The 26879-nt window shown below is 71.1% G+C and carries 21 protein-coding genes; 5 read left to right on the forward strand and 16 right to left on the reverse strand.

The genetic code is table 11. The features are described 5' to 3' along the window. The first annotated feature begins 14 nt into the window (after window positions 1-14). The 3 genes from GFH48_RS11470 to GFH48_RS11480 all read left to right on the forward strand — a co-directional run bounded on the left by GFH48_RS11470 (window position 15) and on the right by GFH48_RS11480 (window position 3614). Window positions 15-959: a sucrase ferredoxin gene (locus tag GFH48_RS11470; RefSeq protein WP_153288166.1), complete on the forward strand. Its 945-nt coding sequence runs from the start codon at window positions 15-17 to the stop codon at window positions 957-959. A 199-nt stretch (window positions 960-1158) separates the two neighbouring features. Further along, entirely contained in the window at window positions 1159-2937 is a 1779-nt protein-coding gene (locus GFH48_RS11475; RefSeq protein ID WP_153288167.1) for an ATP-binding protein, read from the forward strand. Continuing rightward, window positions 2934-3614 (forward strand): response regulator, encoded by a 681-nt coding sequence (locus tag GFH48_RS11480; RefSeq protein WP_153288168.1) that lies wholly within the window; start codon window positions 2934-2936, stop codon window positions 3612-3614. Before GFH48_RS11475 ends, GFH48_RS11480 begins: the two co-directional genes overlap by 4 nt. 5 nt (window positions 3615-3619) lie before the next feature. Here the strand turns inward: GFH48_RS11480 and GFH48_RS11485 are convergent, their stop codons facing one another. From GFH48_RS11485 to GFH48_RS11495, 3 genes are all read right to left on the reverse strand, one after another. After that, complete coding sequence (locus GFH48_RS11485; RefSeq protein ID WP_153288169.1) at window positions 3620-4681, reverse strand: ABC transporter substrate-binding protein; 1062 nt, start codon at window positions 4679-4681, stop codon at window positions 3620-3622. A 325-nt stretch (window positions 4682-5006) separates the two neighbouring features. After that, window positions 5007-5882 carry an ABC transporter permease gene (locus tag GFH48_RS11490; protein ID WP_153288170.1) on the reverse strand — a complete coding sequence of 292 codons (876 nt, stop codon included), beginning with the start codon at window positions 5880-5882 and terminating at the stop codon, window positions 5007-5009. Continuing rightward, entirely contained in the window at window positions 5872-6687 is an 816-nt protein-coding gene (locus GFH48_RS11495) for an ABC transporter ATP-binding protein (RefSeq protein ID WP_153288171.1), read from the reverse strand. The genes GFH48_RS11490 and GFH48_RS11495 overlap by 11 nt, the downstream gene beginning before the upstream one ends. 161 nt (window positions 6688-6848) lie before the next feature. Here GFH48_RS11495 and GFH48_RS11500 point away from each other — a divergent pair, with 161 nt between their 5' ends. Continuing rightward, on the forward strand, window positions 6849-7541 hold the full coding sequence (locus GFH48_RS11500; protein WP_153288172.1) for a response regulator: 693 nt from the start codon (window positions 6849-6851) through the stop codon (window positions 7539-7541). A gap of 215 nt (window positions 7542-7756) precedes the next feature. Here GFH48_RS11500 and GFH48_RS11505 read toward each other — a convergent pair whose 3' ends face one another. The 6 genes from GFH48_RS11505 to GFH48_RS11525 form a co-directional block, all read right to left on the reverse strand. Further along, window positions 7757-9349 (reverse strand): solute symporter family protein, encoded by a 1593-nt coding sequence (locus tag GFH48_RS11505; protein WP_194280558.1) that lies wholly within the window; start codon window positions 9347-9349, stop codon window positions 7757-7759. Beyond that, window positions 9346-9828 carry a DUF485 domain-containing protein gene (locus GFH48_RS38525; RefSeq protein WP_228120521.1) on the reverse strand — a complete coding sequence of 161 codons (483 nt, stop codon included), beginning with the start codon at window positions 9826-9828 and terminating at the stop codon, window positions 9346-9348. Before GFH48_RS38525 ends, GFH48_RS11505 begins: the two co-directional genes overlap by 4 nt. A gap of 104 nt (window positions 9829-9932) precedes the next feature. Continuing rightward, window positions 9933-10616: a response regulator transcription factor gene (locus GFH48_RS11510; RefSeq protein ID WP_153288174.1), complete on the reverse strand. Its 684-nt coding sequence runs from the start codon at window positions 10614-10616 to the stop codon at window positions 9933-9935. Further along, the gene (locus GFH48_RS11515) at window positions 10613-11764 is read right to left on the reverse strand and encodes a sensor histidine kinase (RefSeq protein WP_153288175.1); all 1152 of its coding nucleotides are present in this window, start codon (window positions 11762-11764) and stop codon (window positions 10613-10615) included. Before GFH48_RS11515 ends, GFH48_RS11510 begins: the two co-directional genes overlap by 4 nt. Next, window positions 11761-12285, reverse strand: a complete 525-nt coding sequence (locus tag GFH48_RS11520; protein ID WP_153288176.1) for a DUF1453 family protein — start codon at window positions 12283-12285, stop codon at window positions 11761-11763. Before GFH48_RS11520 ends, GFH48_RS11515 begins: the two co-directional genes overlap by 4 nt. Window positions 12286-12770: 485 nt before the next feature. After that, a complete protein-coding gene (locus GFH48_RS11525; RefSeq protein ID WP_153288177.1) occupies window positions 12771-14894 on the reverse strand; it encodes a DNA gyrase/topoisomerase IV subunit B in 2124 nt (707 codons plus the stop codon). A gap of 442 nt (window positions 14895-15336) precedes the next feature. Between GFH48_RS11525 and GFH48_RS11530 the strand changes: the two genes are divergently transcribed. Then, complete coding sequence (locus tag GFH48_RS11530; protein WP_153288178.1) at window positions 15337-15567, forward strand: DUF7455 domain-containing protein; 231 nt, start codon at window positions 15337-15339, stop codon at window positions 15565-15567. Between the two features lie 358 nt (window positions 15568-15925). Here the strand turns inward: GFH48_RS11530 and GFH48_RS11535 are convergent, their stop codons facing one another. From GFH48_RS11535 to GFH48_RS11565, 7 genes are all read right to left on the reverse strand, one after another. After that, window positions 15926-16744, reverse strand: coding sequence for a serine protease (locus GFH48_RS11535; protein ID WP_153288179.1), 819 nt, complete (start codon window positions 16742-16744; stop codon window positions 15926-15928). 132 nt (window positions 16745-16876) lie between these two features. Further along, window positions 16877-18412, reverse strand: a complete 1536-nt coding sequence (locus tag GFH48_RS11540; RefSeq protein ID WP_153288180.1) for an RNA polymerase sigma factor — start codon at window positions 18410-18412, stop codon at window positions 16877-16879. Between the two features lie 430 nt (window positions 18413-18842). Then, window positions 18843-19730 carry a FadR/GntR family transcriptional regulator gene (locus tag GFH48_RS11545; protein WP_153288181.1) on the reverse strand — a complete coding sequence of 296 codons (888 nt, stop codon included), beginning with the start codon at window positions 19728-19730 and terminating at the stop codon, window positions 18843-18845. 162 nt (window positions 19731-19892) lie between these two features. Next, window positions 19893-21653 (reverse strand): ABC transporter ATP-binding protein, encoded by a 1761-nt coding sequence (locus GFH48_RS11550; RefSeq protein WP_153288182.1) that lies wholly within the window; start codon window positions 21651-21653, stop codon window positions 19893-19895. A 107-nt stretch (window positions 21654-21760) separates the two neighbouring features. Next, entirely contained in the window at window positions 21761-22519 is a 759-nt protein-coding gene (locus tag GFH48_RS11555; RefSeq protein ID WP_153288183.1) for an NUDIX hydrolase, read from the reverse strand. A 130-nt stretch (window positions 22520-22649) separates the two neighbouring features. Continuing rightward, window positions 22650-24788, reverse strand: coding sequence for a glycogen debranching N-terminal domain-containing protein (locus GFH48_RS11560; protein ID WP_228120522.1), 2139 nt, complete (start codon window positions 24786-24788; stop codon window positions 22650-22652). 302 nt (window positions 24789-25090) lie between these two features. Then, window positions 25091-26755: a DUF4192 domain-containing protein gene (locus GFH48_RS11565; protein WP_153288184.1), complete on the reverse strand. Its 1665-nt coding sequence runs from the start codon at window positions 26753-26755 to the stop codon at window positions 25091-25093. Between the last annotated feature and the right edge of the window lie 124 nt (window positions 26756-26879).

Raw genomic sequence — 26879 nt, forward strand, 5'->3', positions numbered from 1 at the left:
TTAGGCTCACCTCTGTGAGTAGGTGCACGACCGCGTCCCGCGACTTCGACGAGCCCCTCGCGGGGACCGCGGCCACCGCGAGGACCTGGCTGCTGCTCGAACAGCCGGGCCCCTGGGGTGCCAAGGCGCTCACGTCGAGCCACCTGGACCCCGCGCTCGGGCGTGCCCTGGAGACGGCCGCCGAGGGCACCGGCGTACGGATCGCGCTCATCCGCCGCCCCGGCCGGCACGCGGACAGCGGTACACCCGCCGAGCGCCAGGTGTACGCGGCCCACACCACTCCCGGAAACGCGTGGCTGCACAGCGCCACGACCCACACCCCCGAGCAGCTGCTCGACCTGGACTTCACCGCGCTCGGCACGGGTGATCCGCACACCTTCGACACGGTGCTGCGCGGCCGCCCGCACCGGGGCGACCCGCTCGCGCTCGTGTGCACCAACGGCAAGCGCGACCGTTGCTGCGCCCTCCTCGGCCGGCCCCTCGCCGCCGAGCTCGCGACGTCGGGGGTGGAGGGCGCCTGGGAGGTCACCCATCTGGGTGGTCACCGTTTCTCGCCCACGCTGCTCGTCCTGCCGTACGGCTACGCGTACGGACGGGCGGCGGCCCACTCCGTCAAGGAGATACTCCAGGGCGTCCGGGAGGGGCGCATCGTCACCGACGGCTGCCGGGGCGGCTCCGCCTGGGAGCGGCCGGGACAGGCCGCCGAGCTGGCCGTGCGGACGGCCACCGGAGAGCACGCCGCGGACGCCTTCCAGGTCCTGCGCACCCAGGGGACGGCACCGCGCTGGGAGGTGACCGTCGCCCACACCGACGGTCGCGTGTGGCGGGTCGTCGTCGCCCAGGGCGCCTCGCTGCCGCCTCGCCCGGAGAGCTGCGGCTCGGCGCTCGGTTCCCCCGCCCGCATGGACGTGGTGGCCGTGCGGGAGCTGCCCCGCACGCCGGTCCCGATCGCCTGCTGACCACGGCTCACCGGCGCCGGGCCACAGGTGCGGAATCTCTGCACCCACGGCTCCGCGCACCACTGCCCCCACACACACAGGGCGCCCCTGGTGACGCCCCCCCTCGTCAGGCCCCCACAGCGGCCACCCGCACGACGCTCAGGAGATCCGCTCCCCACCCCCCTGGGGGCAGGAAGCACCCTCCCGTACGGTCATGGGCATGAGCCCCACTCCCCGTGCACGACGCCTCCGCCTCGGTCTGCCGCGGCGGGTGTTCTCGCAGGTGCTGCTGATGCAGGTGGCGATCGCCGCCGGGGTCGCCGTCCTCGCGACCGGCCTGTTCCTCGCCCCGCTGAGCGCGCAGTTCGACGACCAGGCCATGCGCCGCGCGCTCGCGATCGCGCAGACCACGGCGGCCCAGCCGCGCATCGCCGAGGACCTGCAGACGTCGCTGCCGTCCGTGAACGGGCCCGTGCAGATCGCCGCCGAGCGGATCCGCCGCGCCAGCAGGGCCGAGTACGTGGTGGTGATGAACACGCACGGCGTGCGCTGGTCGCACAAGGACATCACCCAGATCGGTGGAGTCGTCTCCACGGACCCCAGCCGGGCCCTGGCCGGCAAGGACGTCATGCAGATCGACAGCGGCACGCTGGGGCGCTCGGCGCGCGGCAAGGTGCCCCTGCGCGACATCCACGGGCACATTGTCGGCGCGGTCTCGGTCGGCATCGAGTACGACAGCGTGCGCGGCCGGCTGTTCCACGCCATCCCGGGCCTCTTCGCCTACGCCGGCGGCGCCCTGGCCGTCGGTGCCTTCGCCGCGTACCTGCTCTCCCGCCGGGTTCAGCGACAGACCCGTGACCTGGCCTTCTCCGACATCTCGGCGCTGCTCGCGGAACGCGAGGCGATGTTGCACAGCATCCGGGAGGGCGTCGTCGCCCTGGACCGGACCGGCCGGATACGCCTCCTCAACGACGAGGCCCAGCGGCTGCTGGGGCTCGACGCGGCGGCCATCGGCCGGCCGCTCGACGACGTGCTCGGGCCGGGCCGTACGACCGACGTGCTGGCCGGACGGGTCACCGGCACGGATCTGCTGACCGTCCGCGGTCAGCGCGTCCTGGTCGCCAACCGGATGCCCACCGACGACAGCGGCGCCGTGGCCACCCTGCGCGACCGCACCGAACTGGAGCAGCTCGGCCGTGAACTCGACTCCACGCACGGGCTGATCGACGCTCTGCGGGCGCAGGACCACGAGCACGCCAACCGGATGCACACCCTTCTGGGACTGCTCGAACTGGAGATGTACGACGACGCCGTGGAGTTCGTCGGCGAGGTGGTCGGCGACCACCGGATCACCGCGGAACAGGTCACCGAGAAGGTCCACGATCCGCTGCTCGCCGCCCTCTTGGTCGGCAAGGCCACCGTCGCGGCCGAGCGCGGAGTGGCCCTGTGGATCTCCGACGAGACCCTGCTCCCCGACTGTCTGGTGGACCCGCGCGGACTGGTCACGGTCGTCGGGAATCTCGTCGACAACGCGCTCGACGCCGTGGCGGGCACACCGCACGCGCGCGTGGAGGTCGAACTCCGGGCCCAGGGGCGTACCGCCGTGCTGCGCGTGCGGGACACCGGGCCGGGCATCCCGGCGGAACGGCGGGAGCTGATCTTCACCGATGGGTGGTCCACCAAGAAGCCGCCGGCGCACGGCAAACGCGGGATCGGTCTCTCCCTGGTGAGCCGGTTCGCCGAGCGGCAGGGCGGCAGCGCGGAGGTGGCCGAGGCGAGCGGCGGGGGCGCGGAGTTCACGGTCGTCCTGCCGGAGGCGCTCACGGAGACCGGACTGACGCCGGAACCCTGTCCCGAGAACGGCACCGGGGCCGGTTCCGGAAGCGGCCCCGGGAGCGGCCCCGAACCGGACTCCCGTACCGGAGCGGGACCATGGGCGGCGCCGATTCCCGTCCCGGAACCCACCGGCCCCTCGGCCGCCGAGGAGGGGTCACGATGATCGAGGTGCTGGTCGTGGACGACGACACCCGGGTCGCACGGGTCAACGCCGCCTACGTCACGAAGGTGCCCGGCTTCCGGGTGGCGGGCGAGGCCCACAGCGCCGCCGGGGCGATGCGCCTGGTGGAGACACTGCCGCGCCTCGACCTGGTTCTCCTGGACCACCACCTGCCCGACGAGACGGGCCTCTCGGTCGTCCGGGAGCTACGGCGTCGCGGTCATCAGACCGACGTCATCATGGTGACCGCCGCCCGCGACATCTCGACCGTGCAGGCGGCCATGCGGCTGGGCGCGCTGCAGTACCTGGTCAAGCCGTTCGGCTTCGCGGGCCTGCGCGCCAAGCTGGAGGCGTACGCGGATCTGCGCCGTACCCTCGACCGCGGGGGCGAGGCCGGACAGGCCCAGGTGGACCGGATCTTCGGGGTCCTGCCGACGACCGCCGGGCCCGCCCTGCCCACAGGGCACTCCCCCACGACGGCCGAGCTCGTACGCCGTGCCCTGGAGAACGCCGAGGAGCCGCTGTCGGCCCGGCGGATCGCCGAGGAGACCGGACTGAGCCGGCAGACCGCCCAGCGCTATCTCAAGCTCCTGGAGCGCACGGGACGGGCCCTGCTGACCCTCAGGTACGGCGACGCGGGCCGCCCGGAGCATCGCTACGTCCGGGCGACCCGCGTGTGAGGGACTCAGCCCGCCGCCTTCTTCACGAACTCCGTGGTGAAGGTCTTGCCGAGGTCCACCTTGGCGTTCTTGATGTTGGGGTTGAACGCCTTGAGCACCTTCTCGACGGTCTCGGGGCCACCCGCGGGCATCACCCCGTCCTTGGTGAACATCGGCAGCGTGCTCCCGATGGCGGTGGCGTAGAGCGCCTTGTCGCCCTGTGAGTAGTCGGCGGGCATCTTGGCGGCGATCTCGGACGCGCTGTGCGAGGCCATCCACCCGAGCGTCTTCACGAAGGCGTTGGCCAGCTTCTGGACCGTCTCCTTGTGGCCGTTCACCCAGTCCGTCTGCATGTAGAGGCTGGACGAGGGGTAAGGGCCGCCGAACGCCTCCATCGAACCCTTCGGCGTACGCATGTCGATGAGCACCTTGCCCAGGCCCTTCTGCAGGACCGTGGCGACCGTCGGGTCCGTCGTCATTCCGCCGTCGATCGCGCCCTTCTGGAGCGCGGAGATGAACGTCGGTCCGGCGCCGACGGCGACCGGCGAGAAGTCGCTGACCTTCACACCGTTCTTGACCGCCAGGTACTTGGTGAGGAAGTCGGTGGAGGAACCGAGCCCGGTGATGCCGAGCTTCTTGCCCTTGAAGTCCTTGGGCGACGTGATGTCGTCCGCGCGCTTGGCGGAGACCAGTTCCACCTCGCCGGGCGCGTGCGAGAACTGCACGACGGACTCCACGGACTTGCCCTTGGTCTGCAGATCGAGCGTGTGGTCGTAGAAGCCGACGGCCCCCTGCACCTGACCGGAGACGAGCGCGGTCTCCGCCTGCACACCGGCCGGCTCGCTGAGGAGCTCGACGTCCAGGCCCTGCTCGCTGAAGTAGCCGAGCCGCTGGGTGAGCATCGCCGGCATGTAGATGACCTTGTCCAGGCCGCCCACCATGATCTTGACGTGCTCCCCCTTGCCGCCGCCCGCGTCGCTGCCGCTGTCGGCGGTGGAGGAGGCCGCGTCGTTGGCGCAGGCGGTGAGCGAGGAGAGGGCGAGCAGACCGGCGGCTGCCAGTGCGGAGTATCTGGCGGTCTTGCGCATGATGGGTCACGTCCTTGTGAGATGGCGGTGCGGGCGGAAGGGGCGCCCTGAAGGGGCTTCGAACGAGGAACGGATGTGCCGGAAAGGGGCGTCGCGCTCGAAAGTGGCGCCCTGAAGCGGGGCATTGAGCTGGTGAGTGGCGTCCCGGAGAGGGGCGTTGACCCTGGTGACTGGCGTCCTGGAGAGAGGCGTTCGGTCAGGAACCGGCGTCCTGGAGTGGGCCATCGGCGGAACGCCCGGGCTGTCCGGAGGGTGCGTCGGGCGAAGGACTTGTCCCGGGTGGACGATCACGGCCGGGCGGTCCGGGGACGCGGGGCCCGGTCGGTCAGCTCTCGGAGTCCGACGGCTTCCAGCGGAAGATGCGGCGCTCGGCGAAGGTGAGCAGCCCCTCGGCCAGCAGCGCGACCACGGCGAGGATGACCATCGCGGCGTACACACCCGCCGCGTTGAAGGTGCCCTGCGACTGCGCGACGAGCAGACCGATGCCCTTGGTGGCGCCGATGTACTCCCCGACGATCGCGCCGATGAGGGCGAAGCCGAAGCTGACGTGGAGGCTCGTGAAGATCCATGAGGTGGCGGACGGAATGACGACCTGAAGCGTCACCCGGCGGTCGCTCGCGCCGAGGATCCGGGCGTTGGCGACCAGATTGCGGTCGACCTCACGCGCGCCCTGGAACGCGTTGAAGAAGACCGGGAAGAACACCAGGACCACCGCGGAGGCGACCTTGGAGGCGGGGCCGAGCCCGAACCAGATCACGAAGATCGGTGCCAGCACGATCCTCGGAATGGAGTTGAGCACCTTGATGTACGGACCGAGGACATCGGCGAGGAAGGTGATCCGTCCCAGCGCGATCCCGAAGACCACACCGGACACCACGCCGATGACCCAGCCGAGCAGGGCCTCGTGGAGCGTGAACCAGATCTGCTCGCCGAGTGAACCGAGCGCGGTCCCGTGGGCCGTCCAGGTGTAGATCTGGTCCCAGATCTTCGACGGCATGGAGAAGTTGAACGGGTCGATGATCTCGGCCCGCGCGAACACCTCCCACAGGCCGAGCACGGCGACCAGCAGCACCGTACGGGCCGCGGCGACGATCATTCTGCGTCTGCGGGCGGCACGGGCCCGTGAGTGGGCGCGCCCCGGCTTGGCGGCTTCGCCGCCGGTCGGGGCCACGACGGCCTCGGGGATGACGTCAGGCGACATCGGCCACACCCCTCTCGCGCGTGATGCGGACCTCTTCGCCGAGCGACTCCCAGATCTCGCGGTAGATCTCGATGAACCGCGGCTCGAGGCGTACCGCTTCGACCTTGCGGGGCCTCGGCAGATCGATGTCGAAGATCTGCTTCACGGTGGCCGGGCCCGCCGTCATCACGACGACCTTGTCGGCGAGCGCGATGGACTCCTCCAGGTCGTGGGTGACGAAGACGACCGAGGCGCCCGTGCCCTCCCACAGCTCCAGCAGTTCGTCCGACATCAGGGCCCTGGTCTGCACGTCGAGCGCCGAGAAGGGCTCGTCCATCAGCAGGATCTCGGGGTCGTTGACGAAGGTCGCGGCGAGCGCGACACGCTTGCGCTGACCGCCGGAGAGTTGGTGCGGGTAGCGGTCCTCGAAGGCGGCGAGCCCGACCCTGGCCAGCCATTCACGGGCTCGCTCCTTCGCTTCCGCCTTGGGCACCCCCCGGAAGCGTGGACCCGCCATGACGTTCGACAGGACCGTGCGCCACGGGAAGGTGGCGTCCTGCTGGAAGACGAAACCGACCTTGTCGCCGACACCCTCGACCGGCGTACCCGCCACCAGGACCTCGCCCTCGGTGGGCTCCTCCAGGCCGCTCACCAGGGTCAGCGTGGTCGACTTGCCGCAGCCCGTGGGGCCGACGACAGCCACGAACTCGCCACGGCCGATGGTCAGGTCCAGTTCCCTGACCGCCGTGTGCAGACCCCCTGACGGGGTCTTGAAGATTTTGCTGGCGCCCCGCAGCTCGATGGCGGGGCTGGTGTCTGCGCTCATGGGACCGGACGGTAGATGTGGCGCGGGCCACAGCATCAGTCTTCTGGGCGCAAGGCGTTCTTCTGCTCGCAAGAGTCTGTTGTGCTCGTTTTGCTCGCGCTACAACAGCGGAGCCGAAACACGGGCTTAACGCTCGCCAGGCCTTGAGAGAAAGAGGCCCGATGATTGACGTCCTGGTCGTGGACGACGACTTCCGCGTCGCTGAGATCAACGCGAAGTACGTGGGGAAGGTTCCCGGATTCCGGGTGGCCGCCCGCGCGCACAGCGCTGCCCAGGCCCTGGCCGCCGTGGAGCGCGCGCCCGTCGACCTGGTCCTGCTCGACCACTATCTGCCCGACCGCACGGGTCTCGAACTCGTCCACCACATGCGGGAACGGGGTCACGGCACCGACGTCATCATGATCACCGCGGCGAGCGACGTGGTGACCGTACGGGCCGCGATGCGGCTGGGCGCCCTGCACTATCTGGTCAAACCGTTCACCTTCGCCGCGCTGCGCACCCGCCTCGACTCGTACGCGGCGCTGCGGCGCACCGTCGACCGCGTGGGCGGGCGCGGCGTGGCGGGTCAGGAGCAGGTCGACCGGATGTTCGGCGCCCTGCGGACCTCGCCCGCGCCGGCGTCACCCGGACTGCCCAGAGGCCACTCGGAGCCCACCACCGACCTGATCTGCGGTGTGCTGCACCGTGCGGGCCAGCCGTTGTCGGCCCACGAGGTGGCCGCCGAGACAGGACTCAGCCGCTCGACCGCCCAGCGCTACCTGCGCCATCTCGAACAGGCGGGACGCCTGCGCCTTTCCCTCAGGTACGGCGACACCGGACGTCCGGAGCACCGGTACGCGTGGGTGGCGCCCTGAGGGCTGCCCGGGCGTGTTCCCGAGGGCTGCCCGTATGTGCTCCCGAGGGCGCGAGTCGGCGTCTCCACGCGCACGTACCGGTGACGGAGCGGTACGGCGCCGGAGGACCGCGGTGCCGCGGGCCTCTCTGCCACGGGAGCCCGCCGCGGGCCTCGGTCACGAAAGCCCTTCGGGGGAACCCCTCGCGGCTCACCTCGCCCGGTGTGCGGGGTGCCTCAGACCGCCCCGGCGCCCGTCAGCGACCGCACCTCGGTCTCCGCGTGCTTGGCCTCGTCCGGCGGCTCCACCGAGGTGACCGTCCCGAGCCAGCCCGAGAGGAAGCCGAGGGGGATCGACACCAGGCCGGGATTCTGCAGCGGGAAGTACTGGAAGTCCACGCCCGGGAAAAGGGAGTCGGGGCTGCCCGACACCACCGGCGACACCAGCACGAGCACCAGGGCGGGCACCAGCCCGCCGTATACGGCCCACACCGCGCCACGGGTCGTGAAACTCCGCCAGAACAACGAGTACAGCAGCACCGGCAGGTTCGCGGACGCGGCGACGGCGAACGCGAGGCCCACCAGGAAGGCCACGTTCAGGTCGCGGGCCACCAGCCCGAGCGCGATCGCGACGACGCCGATGCCCACCGCGGCCGCGCGCGCCACCGCGACCTCGCTGCGCACCTTCGCGTGCCGGCGTCGCAGTGAGGCGTACAGGTCGTGCGCCACGGACGCGGAGGAGGCCAGGGTGATGCCGGCGACGACCGCGAGGATCGTGGCGAAGGCGATGGCCGCCACGACCGCGAACAGCACCGTGCCGCCGGTCGAGTCGGGGCCGCCGCCCAGGTCGAGAGCGAGCAGCGGTACGGCCGTGTTCCCGGCCGCGTTCGACTCCCTCACCGCCTTCGGTCCGACGATCGCCGCCGCGCCGAAGCCCAGCACGATCGTCATCAGGTAGAAGCCCCCGATGAGTCCGATGGCCCAGACCACCGAGCGCCGTGCGGCTCGCGCGGTCGGCACGGTGTAGAAGCGCGACAGGATGTGCGGCAGCCCTGCCGTACCGAGCACCAGCGCGAGGCCCAGACTGATGAAGTCCAGGCGCGCCGTCCAGTCCCCGCCGTACTTCAGACCGGGCACGAGGAACGCGTCGCCGTGCCCGCTGCGCCCGGCGGCCGAAAGCAGCAACTGGTTGAAATCCCCGTGGAAGCGCACCAGGACGAGCACGGTCAGCGCGACGGCGCCGCCCATCAGCAGGACCGCCTTGACGATCTGGATCCATGTCGTGGCGCGCATCCCGCCCAGCGACACGTAGATCACCATGAGCGCGCCGACGCCGATCACCGTCCAGTTCCGCGCCGCGTCGCTCGTACCTCCGAGCAGCAGCGCCACCAGGCTGCCAGCGCCCACCATCTGCGCCACCAGATACAGCACCGAGACCGTCACCGAGGCCGTGCCCGCCGCGATCCGCACGGGTCGCTCACTCATCCGCGCCGCGACGACGTCGGCAAGGGTGAACCGCCCGCAGTTGCGCACCAGTTCGGCGACCAGGAAGAGGACGACCAGCCAGGCGACGAAGAATCCCACGACGTACAGCAGACCGTCGTAGCCGTAGAGCGCGATGAGTCCGGTGACTCCGAGGAAGGACGCCGCCGACATATAGTCACCAGAAATGGCAAAACCATTCTCCATTGATGAGAACAGTCGCCCTCCGGCGTAGAACTCCTCCGCCGAACCGTGCCGGTTGCGGCTCACCCACGTCGTGATCGCCAGTGTCACCGCCACGAACACGCTGAACAGCAGCAGCGCCAGCGTCTGATGGTTGCCGGTCATCGCTCGGCCCCTCTGACGCTGCGCGTCAACTCCTGTGTGTCCCAGCGCAGTTCGAGCGCGGCTCGATCCCGGCGCAGCCTCGCGTGCCGCGCGTACGCCCAGGTGAGCACGAACGTGGTGAGGAACTGCCCGAGCCCCGCGACCATGCCCACGTTCACCGCGCCCGCGACCGACCGGGCCATGAACCCGGGCGCCGCCGTCGCGGTCACCACATAGCCGACGTACCAGGTGAAGAACACGGCGAAGGCCGGCACCACGAACCTCCGGTAGCGGCCGCGCACCTCCTGGAAGGCCGCGCTGCGCTGCACTTGCAGATAGACCTCGGCCGTGCCGCCCGCACGGCCTCCCTGGCGCGCGGGCGGGACGACGGGAGCGGGCGCCCCCGTACCGTCCAACTCGCCCCAGCCGGAGGCGAGCGCGTCATACCAGGGGTCGTCGAACCGGACCTCCCCCGTGTCGCGGCCGTCGTACTTCTCCACCGAACTCTCCTTGTCCGCGACCCGTTTCGGCCGCGTACCCAAGGATGTACAGATCGGGAAGATCCCGGACTCTTCTACCCACCCACTTCACCCCATCAGGTGACTCAATTCACCGGTGGCCGGACGAGACCCTTCCCATAGGCATAACGCACCGCTTGAGCACGGTCCTTGAGCCCCGTCTTGGCGAAGAGATTGTTGATGTGGGTCTTCACCGTGGCGGTGGAGACGTGCAACTTGCGGGCGATCTCCTGGTTGGTGAGCCCGTCGGCGATCAGCAGCAGCACCTCGGTCTCCCGCGCGGTGAGCCCGTCGGGTGGCGTCACCGGCTCGGCCCGCGGCGGTTCCGGCTGCGACAGCCGTTCCAGCAAACGCCGTTGGACACTCGGTGAGAGTCCCGCGTTCCCGGACAGCACGCTCTCCACAGCGCGCACGATCTCGTCACCGCCCGCGTCCTTGGTGAGATATCCGCGGGCCCCGGCCTTGAGCGCCGGAAACAGTGACTCGTCGTCCGCGTACGTGGTGAGCACGACCACCTGTGTCCCCGGATGGTCGGCGCGGATGCGCCGGGTCGCCTCGACACCGTCACAGCGAGGCATGCGCAGGTCCATCAGCACGACGTCCGGGGCGAGTTCGGCGACGAGCGCCACGGCCTCCTCACCGTCCCCGGCCGCACCCACGACCTCGATCCCCGGCAGCAGGCCCAGCAGCATCACGATGCCCTCACGCACCACCGTCTGGTCGTCCGCCACCACGACCCGGGCCGGCCTTCCGGTCTCCTCCGCCGTCATACGGGCACCTTCAGCGTGACCACGAACCCCTCCTCGACCGGCCCGGCCTCCAACGAGCCGCCCAGCAGCTCGGCACGCTCCCGCATGCCCAGCAGACCGTACCCGGCGCCGGCGGCCCCGAGCTCTCCCGACGCTCCCCCCGAGTCCCGTACGGCCAGTGTCACTTCGTGTTCGCCGTATTCCAGCCGCACGTGGACCTTGGCGCCCGGCGCGTGCTTGCGGACGTTCGTCAGGGCTTCCTGCGCCACCCTCCGCACCGCCTGCGAGGCCTCGGCCTGCAGGAGCCGGCGTTCACCCGTGACGGTGACATCGGCCCCTTCGGACGTGGCGACCAGTTCACCCAGGAATTCCTCCACCGGGGACATCTCTCCCCGTAGCGCGGAGAGCGCCTGCCGGGTCTCGGCGAGCCCCTCCCTGGCCATCCCGCGCGCCGCCACCACGCGTTCGAGGATCGTCGCCCGGTCGGCGCCCCGCTCGATCAGCAGTCGGGCCGCCTCGAGGTGCACCATCTGCGCCGAGAGGCTGTGTGCCAGCACGTCGTGGATCTCACGTGCGATCCGGGCGCGCTCCGCGAGCGCCGCCGACTCCGCCTCGGCCGCACGTGCCGCGCGCTCCTGGGCGAGGAGCCGCTCGGCGCTCCCCCGCGCCTCCGCGTCGAGGCGCAGTACGTATCCCGCCAGGACGAGCCCCACGGCGGTGGCCACCGTGGTCAGCCAGATGTCGTTGTTGACCGCCGCGTAGGCGCTCAGCGCCACCGTGGTGAGCGGCAGCGCCGCGGCCAGGGGCAGCCTCTCCATGGCGCTGATCGCGCACGCGCACCACAGCACGAGGGCCGGAATCCTGAATCCCGCGCTCGCCGCCACCGTCGCGATCGCGAGCAGCATCACGAGCAGTCCCATGGAGGGCAGCAGCCGGTGCTGGAGCGTGGTCTGCCAGAAGGCCCAGGCACCGGCACCACAGGCGACGACCCCCAGCGCCGCCGCCGCGGTGCCCCATCCGCTCAGATCGCTGTGGGAAAAGGTCGTCCACAGGAGCACGCCGAGGGCGAAGAGGCGCGTTGTCCAGGCGAGCGCGCGTCTGGCCCCGGGCACTCCCGCCCGGGAGAGCGCCTCGCGGGAGGGCCAGCGGGTCCAGGGATGCTCGGTCACACGCGCTCCTTCCACGGAGCCTGGGGCACGCCGCCACCGTACGCCGCGCCCTGCTCGCCCGCCGGGCGCAGGGACTGCGACCGCCAGAGCAGGATCCCGGAGCGGACCAGCAGCGTGGCCGCGAGCGCGAGCAGCAGGGCGGAGCTGTTCTGCCGCACGCCCAGCAGCACACCGATGCCGAAGAGGCCCAGCCGCACGGCTATACCCACACCCCAGACAGCCGCGCCGGCCTTGGTGCTCCTGCTCCACACCGTGCCGTCCGGCTCCACCCACATTCGCGTGGTCCACGCCCAGGCGGCCCCGACCGCGAGCCCCACGATGATCTCGGCCCCGATGAGGAGGATCGCCCCCGCCCGGTGACGGGAGTCGACGAGCCCCGGCTCACGCACAGCGATCACGGCCAGCACCGCCGGCACGATCCACCAGCGCCTGTCCGTGCTGACCCTGCGCGTACGGAACTGGCGTGCGACGACCAGAACAACAACGGCGACGATCACCAAGGCGTTGACGAGCCCGGACATCGCGACCTCCATGGGCGGGAAGAGCGGCTACCGGCAGCGAGTGCTGCCGACGCCTTCGACGCTACGGAAATCGCGAGGTCAGCAGATCGGAGCCAGGGTGGAACCCGGGTGGAACCCCTCGCCCCCCACCCTCCACCCACGGGTGGAGCCCAAATTCCCGGAAGCCCCCTCAGGCCGACCCCGCGCGGTCAACGCCTGATCCAACGGCGACGGGCTCGACGTACGACACGCCCCCGCCCCACCACAGCCCGCACCGGGACCCGCACCGCTGCCCGCACCCGGCGACGCACGGGAGGGGCCGTGCCGGTACGTCGCAGCCCGTCGCTCACGCCCGGATCGAGCAGCGGCTCCCGTGCCCGGCCCACGCCTGATCCAACGGCGACGGGCTCGACGTACCGGCACGGCCCCGCCCCACCACAGCCCAGCCGCACCGCCGACGCCCGCACCGCCCCACAGCCCACGCAGCAGTACCGCCCGCGCAGCCCCTACGCGTCGATTCGCGACCGGTCCAGCGTCGCCGCGGACCTGGAGATGAACTCCTTGCGAGGTGCCACGTCGTTCCCCATCAACAGATCGAACACCTGCTCGGAGGCGTCCAGGTCCGAGATGTTGATCCGGCGCAGCGTCCGGAACCTGGGATCCATCGTCGTCTCGGCCAGCTGATCGGCGTCCATCTCACCGAGGCCCTTGTAACGCTGGATCGAGTCCTTGTACCGCACGTTCTTGCGCTGCAGCTCCAGCAGCGTCTCCCGCAGCTCACGGTCCGAGTACGTGTAGACGTACTTGTCCTGCCCCTTCTTGGGCTGGCTGAGCTCGATGCGGTGCAGCGGGGGCACCGCGGCGAACACCCGCCCGGCCTCGACCATCGGCCGCATGTACCGCTGGAACAGCGTGAGCAGCAGGATCCGGATGTGCGCGCCGTCGACGTCGGCGTCGACGAGGAGGATGATCTTCCCGTAGCGCGCCGCGTCGATGTCGAAGGTCCGTCCGGACCCGGCCCCTATGACCTGGATGATCGCACCGCACTCGGCGTTCTTGAGCATGTCCGTCACGGACGACTTCTGAACGTTGAGGATCTTGCCCCGGATCGGGAGCAGCGCCTGGAACTCAGAGTTCCGCGCCAGCTTGGCCGTACCGAGCGCCGAGTCGCCCTCGACGATGAACAGCTCGCTGCGCTCGACGTCGTCGCTGCGGCAGTCGGCCAGCTTCGCGGGCAGCGACGAGGACTCGAGGGCCGTCTTCCGACGCTGCGCGTCCTTGTGCTGGCGCGCGGCGATCCGCGTGCGCGCCGCGGCGACGGCCTTCTCCATCACGACCCGGGCCTGCGCGGCGGCGTCCCGCTTGGCGGAGGTCAGGAACGCCTTGAGCTCCCTGGAGACCACGTTGGTCACGATGCGACGGGCCGCCGAGGTCCCGAGGACCTCCTTGGTCTGGCCCTCGAACTGGGGTTCGGCGAGACGCACCGTGACGACGGCGGTCAGTCCCTCCAGGGCGTCGTCCTTGACGATGTCGTCCTCGGCGACGCGCAGCAGCTTCTTGGCCCGCAGCACCTCGTTCATCGTCTTGGCCACGGCCTGCTCGAAGCCCGCGACATGGGTGCCGCCCTTGGGGGTGGCGATGATGTTCACGAACGACTTCAGGTTCGTGTCGTAGCCGGTGCCCCAGCGCATCGCCACGTCCACGCCGAGCTCGCGGGTGACCTCGGTCGGCGTCATCTGCCCGTGCTCGTCGAGGACCGGGACGGTCTCCTTGAAGCTGCCCTGGCCCGAGAAGCGGAGAACGTCGCAGACGGGCTTGTCGGAGGCCAGGTACTCGCAGAACTCACTGATGCCGCCGTCGAAGCGGAAGGACTCCTCGCCCTTGCTGCCGCCCTCGCCGAGCCCGAACTCGTCGCGTACGACGATGGTGAGGCCCGGGACCAGGAAGGCGGTCTGGCGGGCACGCTGGTGCAGGTGGTCCAGGGAGAGCTTGGCGTCCTTGAGGAAGATCTGCCGATCCGCCCAGTAGCGCACGCGCGTGCCGGTGCGGGTCTTGGGGATCCGCTTGAGCTTGCGCAGCCCGCTCGTCGCGTCGAAGGCGGCGTCGGGGCCGTCCGTCCTGAACGCTCCCGGGGTTCCGCGGCGGAAGCTGACCGCGTGCGTGTTGCCACCACGGTCCACCTCGACGTCCAGACGGGCGGAGAGCGCGTTCACCACGGAGGCGCCCACGCCGTGCAGACCGCCGGAGGCCGCGTAGGACCCTCCGCCGAACTTTCCGCCGGCGTGCAGCTTGGTCATCACGACCTCGACACCGGACAGGCCGGTCTTGGGCTCCACGTCGACCGGGATGCCACGGCCGTTGTCCCGCACCTCCACCGAGCCGTCGTCGTGCAGGATCACGTCGATGTGGTCGCAGTAGCCCCCCAGGGCCTCGTCCACGGAGTTGTCGATGATCTCCCACAGGCAGTGCATCAGACCGCGACTGTCGGTCGACCCGATGTACATGCCAGGACGCTTGCGGACGGCTTCGAGCCCCTCGAGGACGAGCAGGTGCCGCGCGGTGTAGTTGGAACCGTCCCGGTCTGATCCGGTCAGCAACGCTGTGGACGGCACGGACGTATCGGCGGTCACGCGGTTCGCTCCTCGCTGAATTTCAGATGGGGCCCTTTTGGGTAAGGGGCCGGCTTCGGTCACCGCTGAGAGGGTACCGAGGCCTGGTAGAGCCGTTGTAACGCCACCCTCGCATGAACTCAGACTAGTCCAGGGTCGTATGGGTGTTCGATCCCTCGATGGAGTGAAGTACATATCACGTTCCCTTCGGGGCATGAACCATTTAGGCTCCGGGCACGTCCTCTTGAACAACCGGCAAGCCAGCCGGGAGGACCGCCCCCCTGACAGACTGCGCGAACCCGTAAGACGCGAAGACACGCAATACGGCTCATTCGCCGCCACCCGGCAGCAGACAGCCGCCCCGGAGAGAAATTTTCGAGGAAAAGCCGCGAGCGGGAACGTTTTCGGCCTGGTTGGATGTTGACCCTGGTACGACAGCTCGTCGAGCTAGAGAAGAGGCGACGTGACTACTGTTCTGACCCCCGCGAGCCCGCTGACGGCCGCTGACCGCTGCGACCGTTGCGGCGCCCAGGCATATCTGCGCGTCGTCCTCCTCAGCGGCGGTGAGCTGCTCTTCTGCGCCCATCACGGGCGTAAGTTCGAGCCGGAACTCAAGAAGATCGCCGCTGAGATACAGGACGAGACGGAGCGACTGACGTCGGTCCCTGCAACGTCCGACGACGAAGAGCGCTGACACTTCGCATCCACGACGAGCCAGCTCCGGCCCAGGCCGGGTGTACGGGCGGCCATCCCCGCTACTGGGGGTGGCCGCCCGTATGCGTACCGCTCGACGGGATCCTTCAAGACGCACCGTTTCGTACCGCTACAGCCGCTCCTCGAACGACGGGCGGCGCGGCTCCGGCGCCCGGCACCTCGGCCCGAGCCGGCTCAGAGCCCACGCACCGGCTCAGGGCCCACAACGTGCGCTCCCCCGGGTCCCGCGGCTTCCGGAGACTCTCGCGGACCCGCACTGCCGGCCCGTACGGCCATGGCACCGGCACTCGCACCCGCACGCAACGGCCGACGGGGCCCCGCTTCCGGCTCGCGTGCCCTCAGCGGCGCGAGCCGAGCACCCTGGCGACGTCCGAGACCCGCGTGTAGACGCCGGGATTTCCCGGCTGCCCGCAGCCGCTCCCCCACGAGACGAGGCCGATCAGCCGTCCCCGGGCGACCAGCGGCCCGCCGCTGTCGCCCTGACAGGCGTCCCGCCCGCCCTCGAGCTCGCCCGCGCACAGCATGGAGACGGCCCTGTAGGTGCCGTCCGCGTTTCCCGGATACGCTCGCTCGCAGGTCGCGTCGGACAGTACGTTCACGCCCACGGAGCGCAAGGTGAGTGCGTAGTCGCCGCCACCGGACGTATCGCCCCAGCCGTAGACGGCGGCCTCCGTACCGGGCGCGTAGGCGGCGTCCCCGGCGGCCGCCATCCGGATGACCGAGCTCTGGGGCAGCGGGGAGGCGAGCGTGAGCACCGCGAAGTCCCCGGCGTTCGCGGCGGCGTCGTAGGCCGGGTTGACCCAGGTCTTGCTGACCGGGATCTCCTCACCCTTGTCGGAGAGCAGGTCCCCCCGGTGCGCGATGACCCTCAGGTCGCGGACGCGCTCAGGTGGCCCTCCGAGCACGAGCGGACCCAGACAGTGGGCCGCGGTCAGTACGAGGGACGGGCCGATCACCACACCGCCGCAGAACTGCCCGGCCCGCGTACCTCCGAACCGGTCACGGCTGGACAGCGCCACCGTCCACGGGCTCTGGGCGATGTCGACGGGTTGACCTCCGATGATGACACCACCGGTCGCGGCCGGGGCGGGGGACGCCAGCGGTATCACGGCCGCGGCGGCCGCAAGGGCCAGCACGGCGACAAAGGGGCGGCGCATGCGCACTCCTCACTCTGGGATGGTCCTGGAACACCCAGAGTGATCCAGCGCGTGACGGCGCGCACTCCGCGAACAGACCGAGGGCCCGGCTCCCCAGCGGGAGTCGGGCCCTCGGTGACGTACGGCCGAGACCTAGTCGAGGTAGTCGCGCAGCACCTGCGAGCGCGACGGGTGGCGCAGTTTCGACATCGTCTTCGACTCGATCTGACGGATCCGCTCTCGCGTGACGCCGTACACCTTGCCGATCTCGTCGAGGGTCTTCGGCTGGCCGTCGGTGAGACCGAAGCGCATCGACACGACGCCCGCCTCGCGCTCCGAGAGGGTGTCGAGCACGGAGTGCAGCTGCTCCTGGAGGAGCGTGAAGCTGACCGCGTCGGCCGGGACGACGGCCTCGGAGTCCTCGATGAGGTCACCGAACTCGCTGTCGCCGTCCTCACCCAGGGGGGTGTGCAGCGAGATGGGCTCGCGGCCGTACTTCTGGACCTCGATGACCTTCTCCGGGGTCATGTCGAGTTCCTTCGCCAGCTCCTCCGGGGTGGGCTCGCGGCCCAGGTCCTGGAGCATCTGGCGCTGCACGCGCGCGAGCTTGTTGATGACCTCGACCATGTGCACCGGGATACGGATGGTGCGGGCCTGGTCGGCCATGGCGCGGGTGATCGCCTGACGGATCCACCAGGTGGCGTACGTGGAGAACTTGTAGCCCTTGGTGTAGTCGAACTTCTCGACCGCGCGGATCAGACCGAGGTTGCCCTCCTGGATGAGGTCCAGGAAGAGCATGCCGCGACCGGTGTAGCGCTTGGCCAGGGAGACCACCAGACGGAGGTTGGCCTCCAGGAGGTGGTTCTTCGCCCGACGGCCGTCCTCGGCGATGATCTCCAGCTCACGCTTGAGCTTCGGCGCGAGCTTGTCGGCGTTGGCCAGCTTGTCCTCGGCGAAGAGGCCCGCCTCGATGCGCTTGGCGAGCTCCACCTCCTGCTCGGCGTTGAGCAGGGGGACCTTGCCGATCTGCTTCAGGTAGTCCTTGACCGGGTCCGCGGTGGCACCCGCGGCCGCGACCTGCTGCGCGGGCGCGTCGTCCTCGTCCTCGTCGGAGAGCACGAAGCCCTGCGCGCCGTCCTCGGCGGGCTCCTCGGTACCGGGCTTGCCCGGCGTCTCCTCGACCGCCTCGTCGTCGGTCAGCTCGACGTCGTCCTTCTTGGCGGTGGTCTTCTTGGCCGCCGTCTTCTTGGCGACCGTCTTCTTCGCGACGGCCTTCTTGGCGACCGTCTTCTTGGCGGCTACCCGGCCGTCGGACGCGTCCTCGGCCGGGTCTTGGGTGGCATGGGCGGCCGGGGCTGCGGTGGCGGTGGCCTTCTTGGTGGTCACCGTCTTCGCCGCGACCGTCTTGGTGGCGGTGCGCTTGGCCGGGCTCTTCGCTGCGACGCTCTTTCGGGTGCGCTTGGGCTCCGCGGCACTGACCATCAGCGTCACACCCTCTTCCTCGAGGATCTGGTTGAGGCTGCGCAGTACGTTCTTCCACTGAGTGGCCGGAATCTGGTCAGCTTCGAAGGCCCGACGCACGTCATCGCCGGCGATCTGCCCCTCAGCCTTTCCCCGCTCGATGAGCGCCATGACAGAGACGGACTCGGCGATCTCCGGCGGGAGCGTACGGGATGTGCTGGCCGACACGAACAACCTCTCGGAACGTTGGAAAACGGCTTCCGGCCCCGTCCGCTACGGACAGGGACCGACGACCGCCGACTTGGGGATTGGTCGACGGCGCGGGCGGGGGCCGGGAAGATTCACAGCGCCGTGAACGGCGTCCGTATTCCTTCCTCGGCTGTCACCTCTTAGGTCATCGCGCAGTTCCCAAGAGCGTTACGCCCAATCTGCGTGGCCCGAGTCACACCCCGTAAGAGCCCAAAAGCTGCCAGATACGGTCAAAGAAGGTCAGCTGATGGACTCATCGCCTCAAACCGACGGCTACATCACCTCATCGCATCACCGGACCCCGCCGGATCCCGGAAGGATCCGAAGAGGTCCGGCGAGAGACGGATCACCGGCCGAGCGATGCCGCGCGAGGACACACGCCCCCGACCGCGCTGCCCTCGGAGCGCGGTCAGTGCTCGCGCGGTGCGGGCACCACGCGCTCGACCTCGGGGTGGACGGTGAGCAACTGACGCATGGCGGTCTCGGCAGCCGCGCCGTCGGCCGCGGCCAGCGCGTCGGCGATGCGGCCGTGGTGCACCAGGGATGCCTCGGTCGGCCGGTCACAGCCGGTGACGGGACCACCGGAGACCTGGAGCGCGGCCGACACGATCCCGGAAAGGTGCTCCAGCATGCGGTTGCCCGCGACCTGGATGAGCAGCGAATGGAACTCGGCGTCGGCCCGCGAGAAGGTCAGCGAGTCACCCTGCGCCAAGGCGTGGCCCATGATCTCGACCATGTCACCGAGACGCTGCTGCACCTCCTCCCGGCCGTGCCCGGCGGCCAGGCGGGCGGCGAGCGGCTCGATCGTCCAGCGCAGCTCGCTCAGCTCGCGCCGCTGATCGTCACGCTGCGGACCGAAGGCACGCCATTCGATGATGTCCGGGTCGAGAAGGTTCCAGTCACTGACGGGACGCACCCTCGTACCGACATTGGGCCGGGCGCTGACCAGGCCCTTCGCCTCCAGGACGCGGAGCGATTCACGCACGACGGTGCGCGAGACTTCGAACCTCTGTCCGATCTCCTCGGGGACGAGTGGACGGTCCGCACCGAGGTCGCCGGAGACGATCATCTGGCCAAGCTGTTGAACGAGTTGGCCGTGCAGGCCGCGTCCGCGGTTGCCCGCGGTGCGGCGGCCCACGCGGCCGAGCTCCTGGTCGGCGTTCTCCCACGCGGGGATGCCGAGGCGTTCGGTACCGGGGGAGTCGCTATAGGGGTAGCGGTCGAGTTCGCCCGGGCCGGCCAGGCCGGAGTCTGTGGAACGGGCGGCGGTCATCATGGTGTGCGCAAGGGTACTCACGGATCATTTGTCGGCGCTGTCTCCAACTCCCTTGAGGTCTTTGGTGAAAAGCACACGAAAGGGTGATCGCTCACCCCGTCGCAATTGACGCCTTATCGGAAAGAAATGAGCGTTCTCCAAGGAGTTGTGCGCACGGCGGAATCGGAAGGGCTCGGACGGTCGTCATCGGACCCGGCTCCGCAGGGTCGTGAGCAGATATGCGCAGAGCAGTGCGGTCAGCGACAACGTCAGCGCGCCGCCCACGGGTTGGGCGACCACCCGCGCGACGGCCGTCAGGTAGCGCACTCCCCCGAAGGGCCACTGCACCAGCGTGAGCTCGCGCAGCCGCTCCGGGAACCCGGCCGCCGTCCGTACGGATGGCCCCGACAAGGCCTTTTGTACGAGCGGGACGACGAGGACCGGAACGGCGAGAACGGCCGCGAGCCCGGCGGTGGTGGACCGGAAGAGACCCGCCGCCAGCACCCCGGCCCAGGCGCAGCCCACCACGAGGCCGACCCAACTCGCGCCCAGGGAAAGCCAATCGCCGGAGATTGCGGTGAGTTCCCGCCCGTAGACCAGATAGAGGATTTCGAGGTCGCAGCCCACGGTGAGAAACGCCAGCATGAGCGCGGTGCCCGAGGAGACGAGGAGTTTGGCCGCCAGCAGTCCCAGCCGGCGCGGGACGGTTCCGCGGTCCGCGGCCAGAGCGGGGTACCGGAATTCCTCGCCGAAGGCGATCGCGCCGAGCAGTCCCGCGCCGAGCGCCGCGGGCGGCAAAGGACTTTCGCGCGGCCAGGCGGCCAGCAGCCGCGACGAGGGGGTGTGACCGATTCTGGCGAGGAACACGGACAGGACGGCGGAGACGAGCAGCACGGCGGCCGAGGTGAGGTAGCCGGTACTGACACCGGCGGCGCGCCGCAGTTCGTAACGCAGGGGGCGCAGGGGGCTCGGTGCCTGGCGTACGGAGATGGGGGGCGGGAACGCGGACCGCCGCTGCGCGGCTGTCGTCCCGGCCCGGGCAGAATCGTCACTCCTGAGAGCGTCGCCGCCGGCGGACGGGTCGGGGGGAGTTCCCATGTCGCCCGACTCGTCGGCGAGTTGGTGTACGAGGATGCCGTGCCGGAAGGCGGTGTCGCCGACGTCGGCACAGGTGCTGCCGTACACCGAGAGCCGGTTGCCTTCCTCGCGCACGACCTCGACGGAGCGCTGCCCGGTCCGGGCCTCCTTGGCCAGCAGAGCGCCGAGGCGGACGGCGTGCGGGCTGCGGACGGCCACCCTTGGGCGCAACCGGGTGCGGGCGAAGTCCGCGGCGTCCTGGTCGGCGGCGAGGCGGCCCTCCCTCAGGGTGACGACCCGGTCGGCCACCCGGGCCGCTTCCTTGGGGTCTCCCGTGCTGAACAGGACCGTGCCGCCCTGGGACGCGTGCGCGCGCAGGATCCCGTGCAGCCAGCGGCCCTCGCGGGCGGAGAGTCCGGCGGCCGGGTCGTCGAGGACGAGGGTGTGCGGGTCGGTCAGCAGCGCGCAGGCGAGGCCCAGACGGCGGTCCAGACCGCGCGAGAGGGTGCTCAGCCGCTCGTCGCACACGCCGGCGAGACCGACCACTTCGAGGACCTCGTCGGCGCGCCGTACCGGCACACCGGCCGCGGCGCACAGCATGCGGAGCTGTCCGCGGACCGTGCGCGCGGGATGGCCGGGGACGTCGCCGAGAAGTACGCCGACCTCGCGCGACGGATGGGCGATCCGGTGCAGCGGGCGGCCTTTGAAATAGGTGATTCCTCGACCCGGACGGAGTTCGAGCATGAGCTTCAGCGTCGTTGTCTTTCCCGCACCCGAAGCTCCGAGGAGAGCGGTGACATGGCCCGCGCGCGCCTCGAAGGACACGTCGTCGACGGCGGGCGGAAGCTCCCTGCGGGGGTTGCTCGTCAGTCCGATGGCCTGGATCACTCACAGCAAGATAGCGCGACATTTACGTTTTTTCGGGCACCGGACGGCCGGTCTCCGTCTTCCCTTCCCCGTGTCGCGTGAGGGCCCGCCCCGAAGTCGCCCGTTCGTCAGACCTCGGGACGCAGCATCGGCGGATTGAGCAGAGTGGCGCCGCCCGCGCGGAACAACTGCGCGGGGCGGCCTCCCTGACGCGTGGTCGTGCCTCCCGTGGGCACGAGGAAGCCGGGCGTACCCGTCACCTTGCGGTGGAAGTTGCGCGGGTCGAGCGCGACGCCCCACACCGCCTCGTAGACACGGCGCAGCTCGCCGACGGTGAACTCGGTCGGGCAGAAGGCGGTCGCCAACGACGAGTACTCGATCTTGGACCGGGCGCGTTCCACTCCGTCCGCGAGGATCGTCGCGTGGTCGAAGGCGAGTGGCGCCGCCTGCTCGCCGTCGCGGCCGTATCCGCCCTGCTGGAGCAGTTCCTCCACCGGCGCCCAGCGAGCGCTCCTCGCGTCGCCTCCGGCCCTGGGCGCGGGCAGGTCGGGGGCGAGCGCGAGATGCGCCACGCTGACGACCCTCATGCGCGGGTCGCGTTCGGGGTCGCCGTACGTCGCGAGCTGTTCGAGGTGTGCGCCGTTGTCCTGCGCCGGCACGGACGGATCGTGGGCGCGCAGCCCGGTCTCCTCGGCCAGCTCGCGCGCCGCCGCCTGGGCCAGGTTCTCGTCGGCCCGCACGAACCCGCCCGGCAGCGCCCATCGGCCCTGGAACGGCTGCTCGCCCCTGCGTACCGCCAGCGCGCACAGGGCATGGCGGCGCACGGTCAGCACGACCAGGTCCACGGTCACGGCGAAGGGCGGAAAGGCAGACGGGTCGTAGGGCATGTCGCGATCATAGTCGTCTCCTTGACGATAAACACGCCGTTCGCCGACCCCGTCCGACCGTGATCCACTTCCGTTCGCGACGGGTTCCGGGGGCGCCGCGGACCACGGTCGGACGGCGCCCGCGGCGAGGTCACACTCCCAACTGCAGCCCGTCGGCGGCCTCCTCGACCATGGCGAGGCCGAGTCTGCTGATGCGCACGGAGAACGGCCCGCCGGCGATCCGCAGTCCCGTCAGTCCGATCTCACCGAGCGGCGCGCTACCGGCCGGACGCAGCGTCACCGTCCGCGCCGGGGCGTCTGGGCGGATACCCGCCAGGGCGCTGACGAGCAGGACCACGGCTGCCGCCGCCGTGGCCGCGGGCCGGCAGGCCGCGGGATGCGGCACCGGGGCACCGCCCTGGGCGCGCTGTTCGCCCGCGTACATCTCGGGCAGTCGGTGTCCGAACGTCTCGGCGGCCGCCAGAAGTCCCCGCAGCAGCGCGCTCGCCTCCTTCTCGTAGCCGGTGGCGATCAGTCCCGCGACGGCGACAGCGGTCTCGTGGACCCGCACGGCGCCGCTGCGGTGACCGAAGGGGTTGTACGCCGCCTCCTTGGCACCGAGGCTGCGCAGCCCCCAGCCCGAGTCCATGGCGGGGCCTCCGAGCGACCGCGCGAGCTGCTCGGTCCGCGTCTTGTCCAGCAGGCCCGGGGCCAGTGCTCCGGAACCGAGCAGTCCCGTGTCGAGGAGGTGGACGGCGCCCGCGCCGAGCTGCGGCACCAGGCGTCCGTCCGGGGCACGGGCGGCCGCGGGTCTTCCGCCGCCTCTGTCCTCGACCCAGAAGTCCTCGTGGAACGCCGCCCGCAGCTCCTGGGCCCACTCGCGCAGCCCCGCGCCGCCGGGCCGGCCGGTCTCGTCGAGGAGGTCGGCGCCCAGCACGGCCGCCCGATGGGCGTGGGCCTGCGTCTCGCAGCGGAACGGCCCGCCAGGCTGCGGGTCCGGCAGGTAGGTGCCGGCGCCCACGGTGGTCCGCAGCCAGGCGAGGCACCGCTCGGCGGCGGGCAGCAGTTCCTCGGTCTCCCGCTCCGCCAGCCCCCAGCGCCGAGCCTCCGCGAGGAGCACGGGGAACAGCAGGGTCGCTTCGGTCGCCGTGCATCCCGGTGGCAGGTGCGGACCCGCGGCCCGGTGCGGCCCGGGGATCAGGCCGGATCGTGTTCCCTGGCCCCCGGTCTGGGTACGGGCGAGAGTCCGCAGGGTGCCCGCGGCGAGGCGGGTGCCGAGCGGCAGCGTCATCCGGGCCGCGGCGAGCGCGTCGGCCGGACTCGGGCCGCAGCGCCACGGCACGCCCGCCGCGAGATGGACGTCCGACGGGTGTGCGGGGTCACGCAGCAGCAGGGCCCGGAGATCCTCCACGCTGGTGTGCAGGAGCGCCTGGATCCTGGGGTCGTCGCCCACGGCCCGTACCTGGGCCAGCGGGCTCGTCGCACCCCGCCCCACGGCTCTGTGGGATCCCGTGGCGTCGGACCGTACCCGCAGCTCCACGGTTCGGGTGCCGCCGGGCGGCAGTTCCAGCTCCCAGCGGAGCAGTCCCGCGGAGGCCAGGGCGTCGGCGGGTGGCGGGTCGGCGGTGACCGCCGAGTCTCCCGTGGCGCAGGTCCACCGGAGGCCCGAGTCGTTGACGGTGGCGGGCAGTTCGGGTCCCGCTCGGCCCGAGGCGACCGAAGCGAGTTCCGCGAGGTCCGTGCCGAGGGCGACCTCCAGCGAGAGGCGCAGTGTGCGGGAGGCGGAGCTGTACAGGACGATGCGCTCCGTACCGTCCGCGCACCTCGTCCGTTCCACGATCACGTCCGGATCGGGGCCCGCGTCGGCGGTCGCGCGTACCGTCCCCACGAAGCGGGCCCGGTCGGCGCCGATCATCCGGGCCTGTACGGGGAGCGGTTCGCGGCCCGCCACCTTCACCTGGCAGCGGGACAGCATCCGCCGGCCCGCGCGGTAGAACCCGTCCAGCCCGCGGCCGGTCAGCTGTCCCTGCTCAGTGGAGATCGCGAGCCCGGGCAGGGCGACGCAGATGAACGCGGTGTGCACCGGAGGCAGGTCCGTGGTCCGGCGCGGAACGGGGACCGGTGCCGGACGGGTCGCGGGAGCACCCGTCGCCGCCGCGAAAGGACTCAGTAAGGTCTCGGCTCCCGCGAACGGGGGCGCCGAACCGCCTCGGCGGTCGAGGTGCCGCGCGGGATCGCGCGGCGGCGGGAGGTCGCCGCCGGGTTCGGCGGGCGGGTTGGGCATGGGCATGCGGCTTCCTCCGCGCTGGGTGCGCTGCGGGCGCGCTCGGCGCCCGGTCGGGGACTCCGGAGGGTCGGGGGCGTTCGGCGGCGCGGCCCGGCCGCGGGTACCGCCACACAGGTGAACGGAACGGCCCCGCTCCGAGTCACGCCCTCGGTGCCGGAAGCCGACCGAATGGCGGCGGGGCGGGAGGCCGTCCGTGACGGGGCGGTCGCCCCGTGAGCGGAATACGCCAGGGATCGCGCCAAGGATTCGCCGGGCGGACACGCGAGCGCGCGCCTTGCCTCCAGGGGCTCGGTGGGAACGACCGCTCATGTCTCCTCCCCGACGCTCCGACGACCGCCTTCGCGGCGAGCCCGCGCCCGGTCACTCGTCCGCCCGGACGCACGCCCGGGTCCGTCCCCGGTGGGCGAGGGGTCCTCGGCGGGCCGGGGAGCGGGGACACCGCGCGCCCCGGAAGAGCGGTGGCTCACGCGCGTTCCGCCGTTCCCCGCCGAACGCGTCCTGCGCCGACGCCGGACGCCCGCCCCGGAGGACCGCGCCGTGGCGTCGGATCCTCCGGCAGGTGCCGGTACTCCCGATTCCGGTACTCCCGAGTCCGGTGACGGCTGTGACGACTCCGCGGTCTCCGCCTGTGCCGCTGGGTCGGCTCCCGGCTGCCGTCCCGCTTCCGGCCCCGGCCGGCCCGTGCGTTCCGCGCGCAGGCAGCGGCGGATCGACTCGGGGTCCAGTCCCTCGTTGCAGGCCTGATGCAGAAGGCGCGCGAAGAGGTAGTCGGGATCGGCAGCCAATGCCATGGCCAGGGCCTCCCGGGCCTCCAGTTCGTCACCGCTCGACCACGCGACCCATCCGGCGAGAGTGAGGGGGGCGGCGGCGTGCTCGCCGTAGGAGCCGACGCAGCGGCGGGCGAGCGCTCGCCACAGACGCAGGGCCGGGCCGGCCTCGTCGCCCTCCATCCATTCGGCGGCGCGGTCACGGGTCGTGCGGTCCTGCAGGCCGAGGATCAGCGAGGCGGCCTCCGCTGTTTCCAGGAGTCCGTCGTCGCGGAGGTCGGCCGGCCGGATGCCGGAGACGGACGGAGCCTCCGCGAAGCGCTTCAGGAGCCGTCGCGCCTGTGCGAGTGTCTCCTCGGAGACGGCCGCTCGGCTCTCGTCGTCCAGGATCCTGGGGATCAGCGCCCTGTTCGCGGCGTCGAGCGCCACCTCCTGGTCCACGGCGGCCCGCCGCTCCCAGGGGACGAGGCGAGCCGTGAGTTCCCGGAGGGATCCGCGTACCTGAAGGCCCGCGTAGGTCGCGGCGGCGGCGAGGACGGAGGTGCCGGGCAGTCCCATCGCCTCCCCCTCGGGCGAACAGCACCCCTGGCCGGGGCAGCAGTACGACCAGAAGCGGCCGTCGGAGATGCAGAGTGCCTCGATCACGGGGACGTCGAGGCGGCCGCAGGCCGTCCGCAGCAACTGGGCGAGCGGGCGGAGACGCTCCATGACGTCCCGGCCCGACTCGCCGCTCGCGGGCTCCTGGCAGAGGTACGCGACCATGCTCTCCGGCCGGGCGCCTCTGCGCTCGCTTCCCTTCACCAGCCCGTGCGCCAGCTGATCGGCCACCGACGGCCAGTCGTCCGCCTGGGCCGGGATGCCGAGCCGCGCCCGCCCGCCGAAGCGGCCGCGCCTCTCCGCGTCGTGCAGGGCGGCGAGCACGATGCTGTCCTCCGGCCGGTACCCGAGCAGGTACGGCAGGGCGTCCGCCAGCTCGGCCGGTGTCCGCAGGGTGATCTGGTGCCCGCCGGGCAGATCGCGTCCGTCGTGCCCGGTCCGCTTCTTCCACCGTCCGCCGCGTGTGCCGCGCGTCCCGCACTCGTCATGCCCGGCGCGCGCACCACCGTCGTCGTGACCGCCGCGCACGCCGTCCGCCCCGTGCGGTCCGCGCCCGCTGATGCCGCTGTCGCCGGAGGCGCCGGCCGGTTCGTTGTGATTCGTCATGCCGTGACCATCCCGCGGATCCCGAAATCCCGCTGGACCCTGTGGATAACCATGGGCATGACCACGACACGAGTTGTCCACAAGGCGGCTGCCTCATTCGCGCGATGTCCGACTCATCGGGTTG

This window comes from Streptomyces fagopyri, from assembly GCF_009498275.1.
Taxonomy (GTDB): Bacteria; Actinomycetota; Actinomycetes; order Streptomycetales; family Streptomycetaceae; genus Streptomyces; species Streptomyces fagopyri.

Excerpts from the sequence above, each read along its gene's own strand:
- GFH48_RS11475 (WP_153288167.1), top strand. The coding sequence starts at position 1,159 with ATGAGCCCCACTCCCCGTGCACGACGCCTCCGCCTCGGTCTGCCGCGG.
- GFH48_RS11480 (WP_153288168.1), top strand. The coding sequence starts at position 2,934 with ATGATCGAGGTGCTGGTCGTGGACGACGACACCCGGGTCGCACGGGTC.
- GFH48_RS11485 (WP_153288169.1), bottom strand. The coding sequence starts at position 4,681 with ATGCGCAAGACCGCCAGATACTCCGCACTGGCAGCCGCCGGTCTGCTC.
- GFH48_RS11490 (WP_153288170.1), bottom strand. The coding sequence starts at position 5,882 with ATGTCGCCTGACGTCATCCCCGAGGCCGTCGTGGCCCCGACCGGCGGC.
- GFH48_RS11495 (WP_153288171.1), bottom strand. The coding sequence starts at position 6,687 with ATGAGCGCAGACACCAGCCCCGCCATCGAGCTGCGGGGCGCCAGCAAA.
- GFH48_RS11500 (WP_153288172.1), top strand. The coding sequence starts at position 6,849 with ATGATTGACGTCCTGGTCGTGGACGACGACTTCCGCGTCGCTGAGATC.
- GFH48_RS11505 (WP_194280558.1), bottom strand. The coding sequence starts at position 9,349 with ATGACCGGCAACCATCAGACGCTGGCGCTGCTGCTGTTCAGCGTGTTC.
- GFH48_RS11510 (WP_153288174.1), bottom strand. The coding sequence starts at position 10,616 with ATGACGGCGGAGGAGACCGGAAGGCCGGCCCGGGTCGTGGTGGCGGAC.
- GFH48_RS11520 (WP_153288176.1), bottom strand. The coding sequence starts at position 12,285 with ATGTCCGGGCTCGTCAACGCCTTGGTGATCGTCGCCGTTGTTGTTCTG.
- GFH48_RS11535 (WP_153288179.1), bottom strand. The coding sequence starts at position 16,744 with ATGCGCCGCCCCTTTGTCGCCGTGCTGGCCCTTGCGGCCGCCGCGGCC.
- GFH48_RS11555 (WP_153288183.1), bottom strand. The coding sequence starts at position 22,519 with ATGCCCTACGACCCGTCTGCCTTTCCGCCCTTCGCCGTGACCGTGGAC.
- GFH48_RS11560 (WP_228120522.1), bottom strand. The coding sequence starts at position 24,788 with ATGCCCATGCCCAACCCGCCCGCCGAACCCGGCGGCGACCTCCCGCCG.
- GFH48_RS11565 (WP_153288184.1), bottom strand. The coding sequence starts at position 26,755 with ATGACGAATCACAACGAACCGGCCGGCGCCTCCGGCGACAGCGGCATC.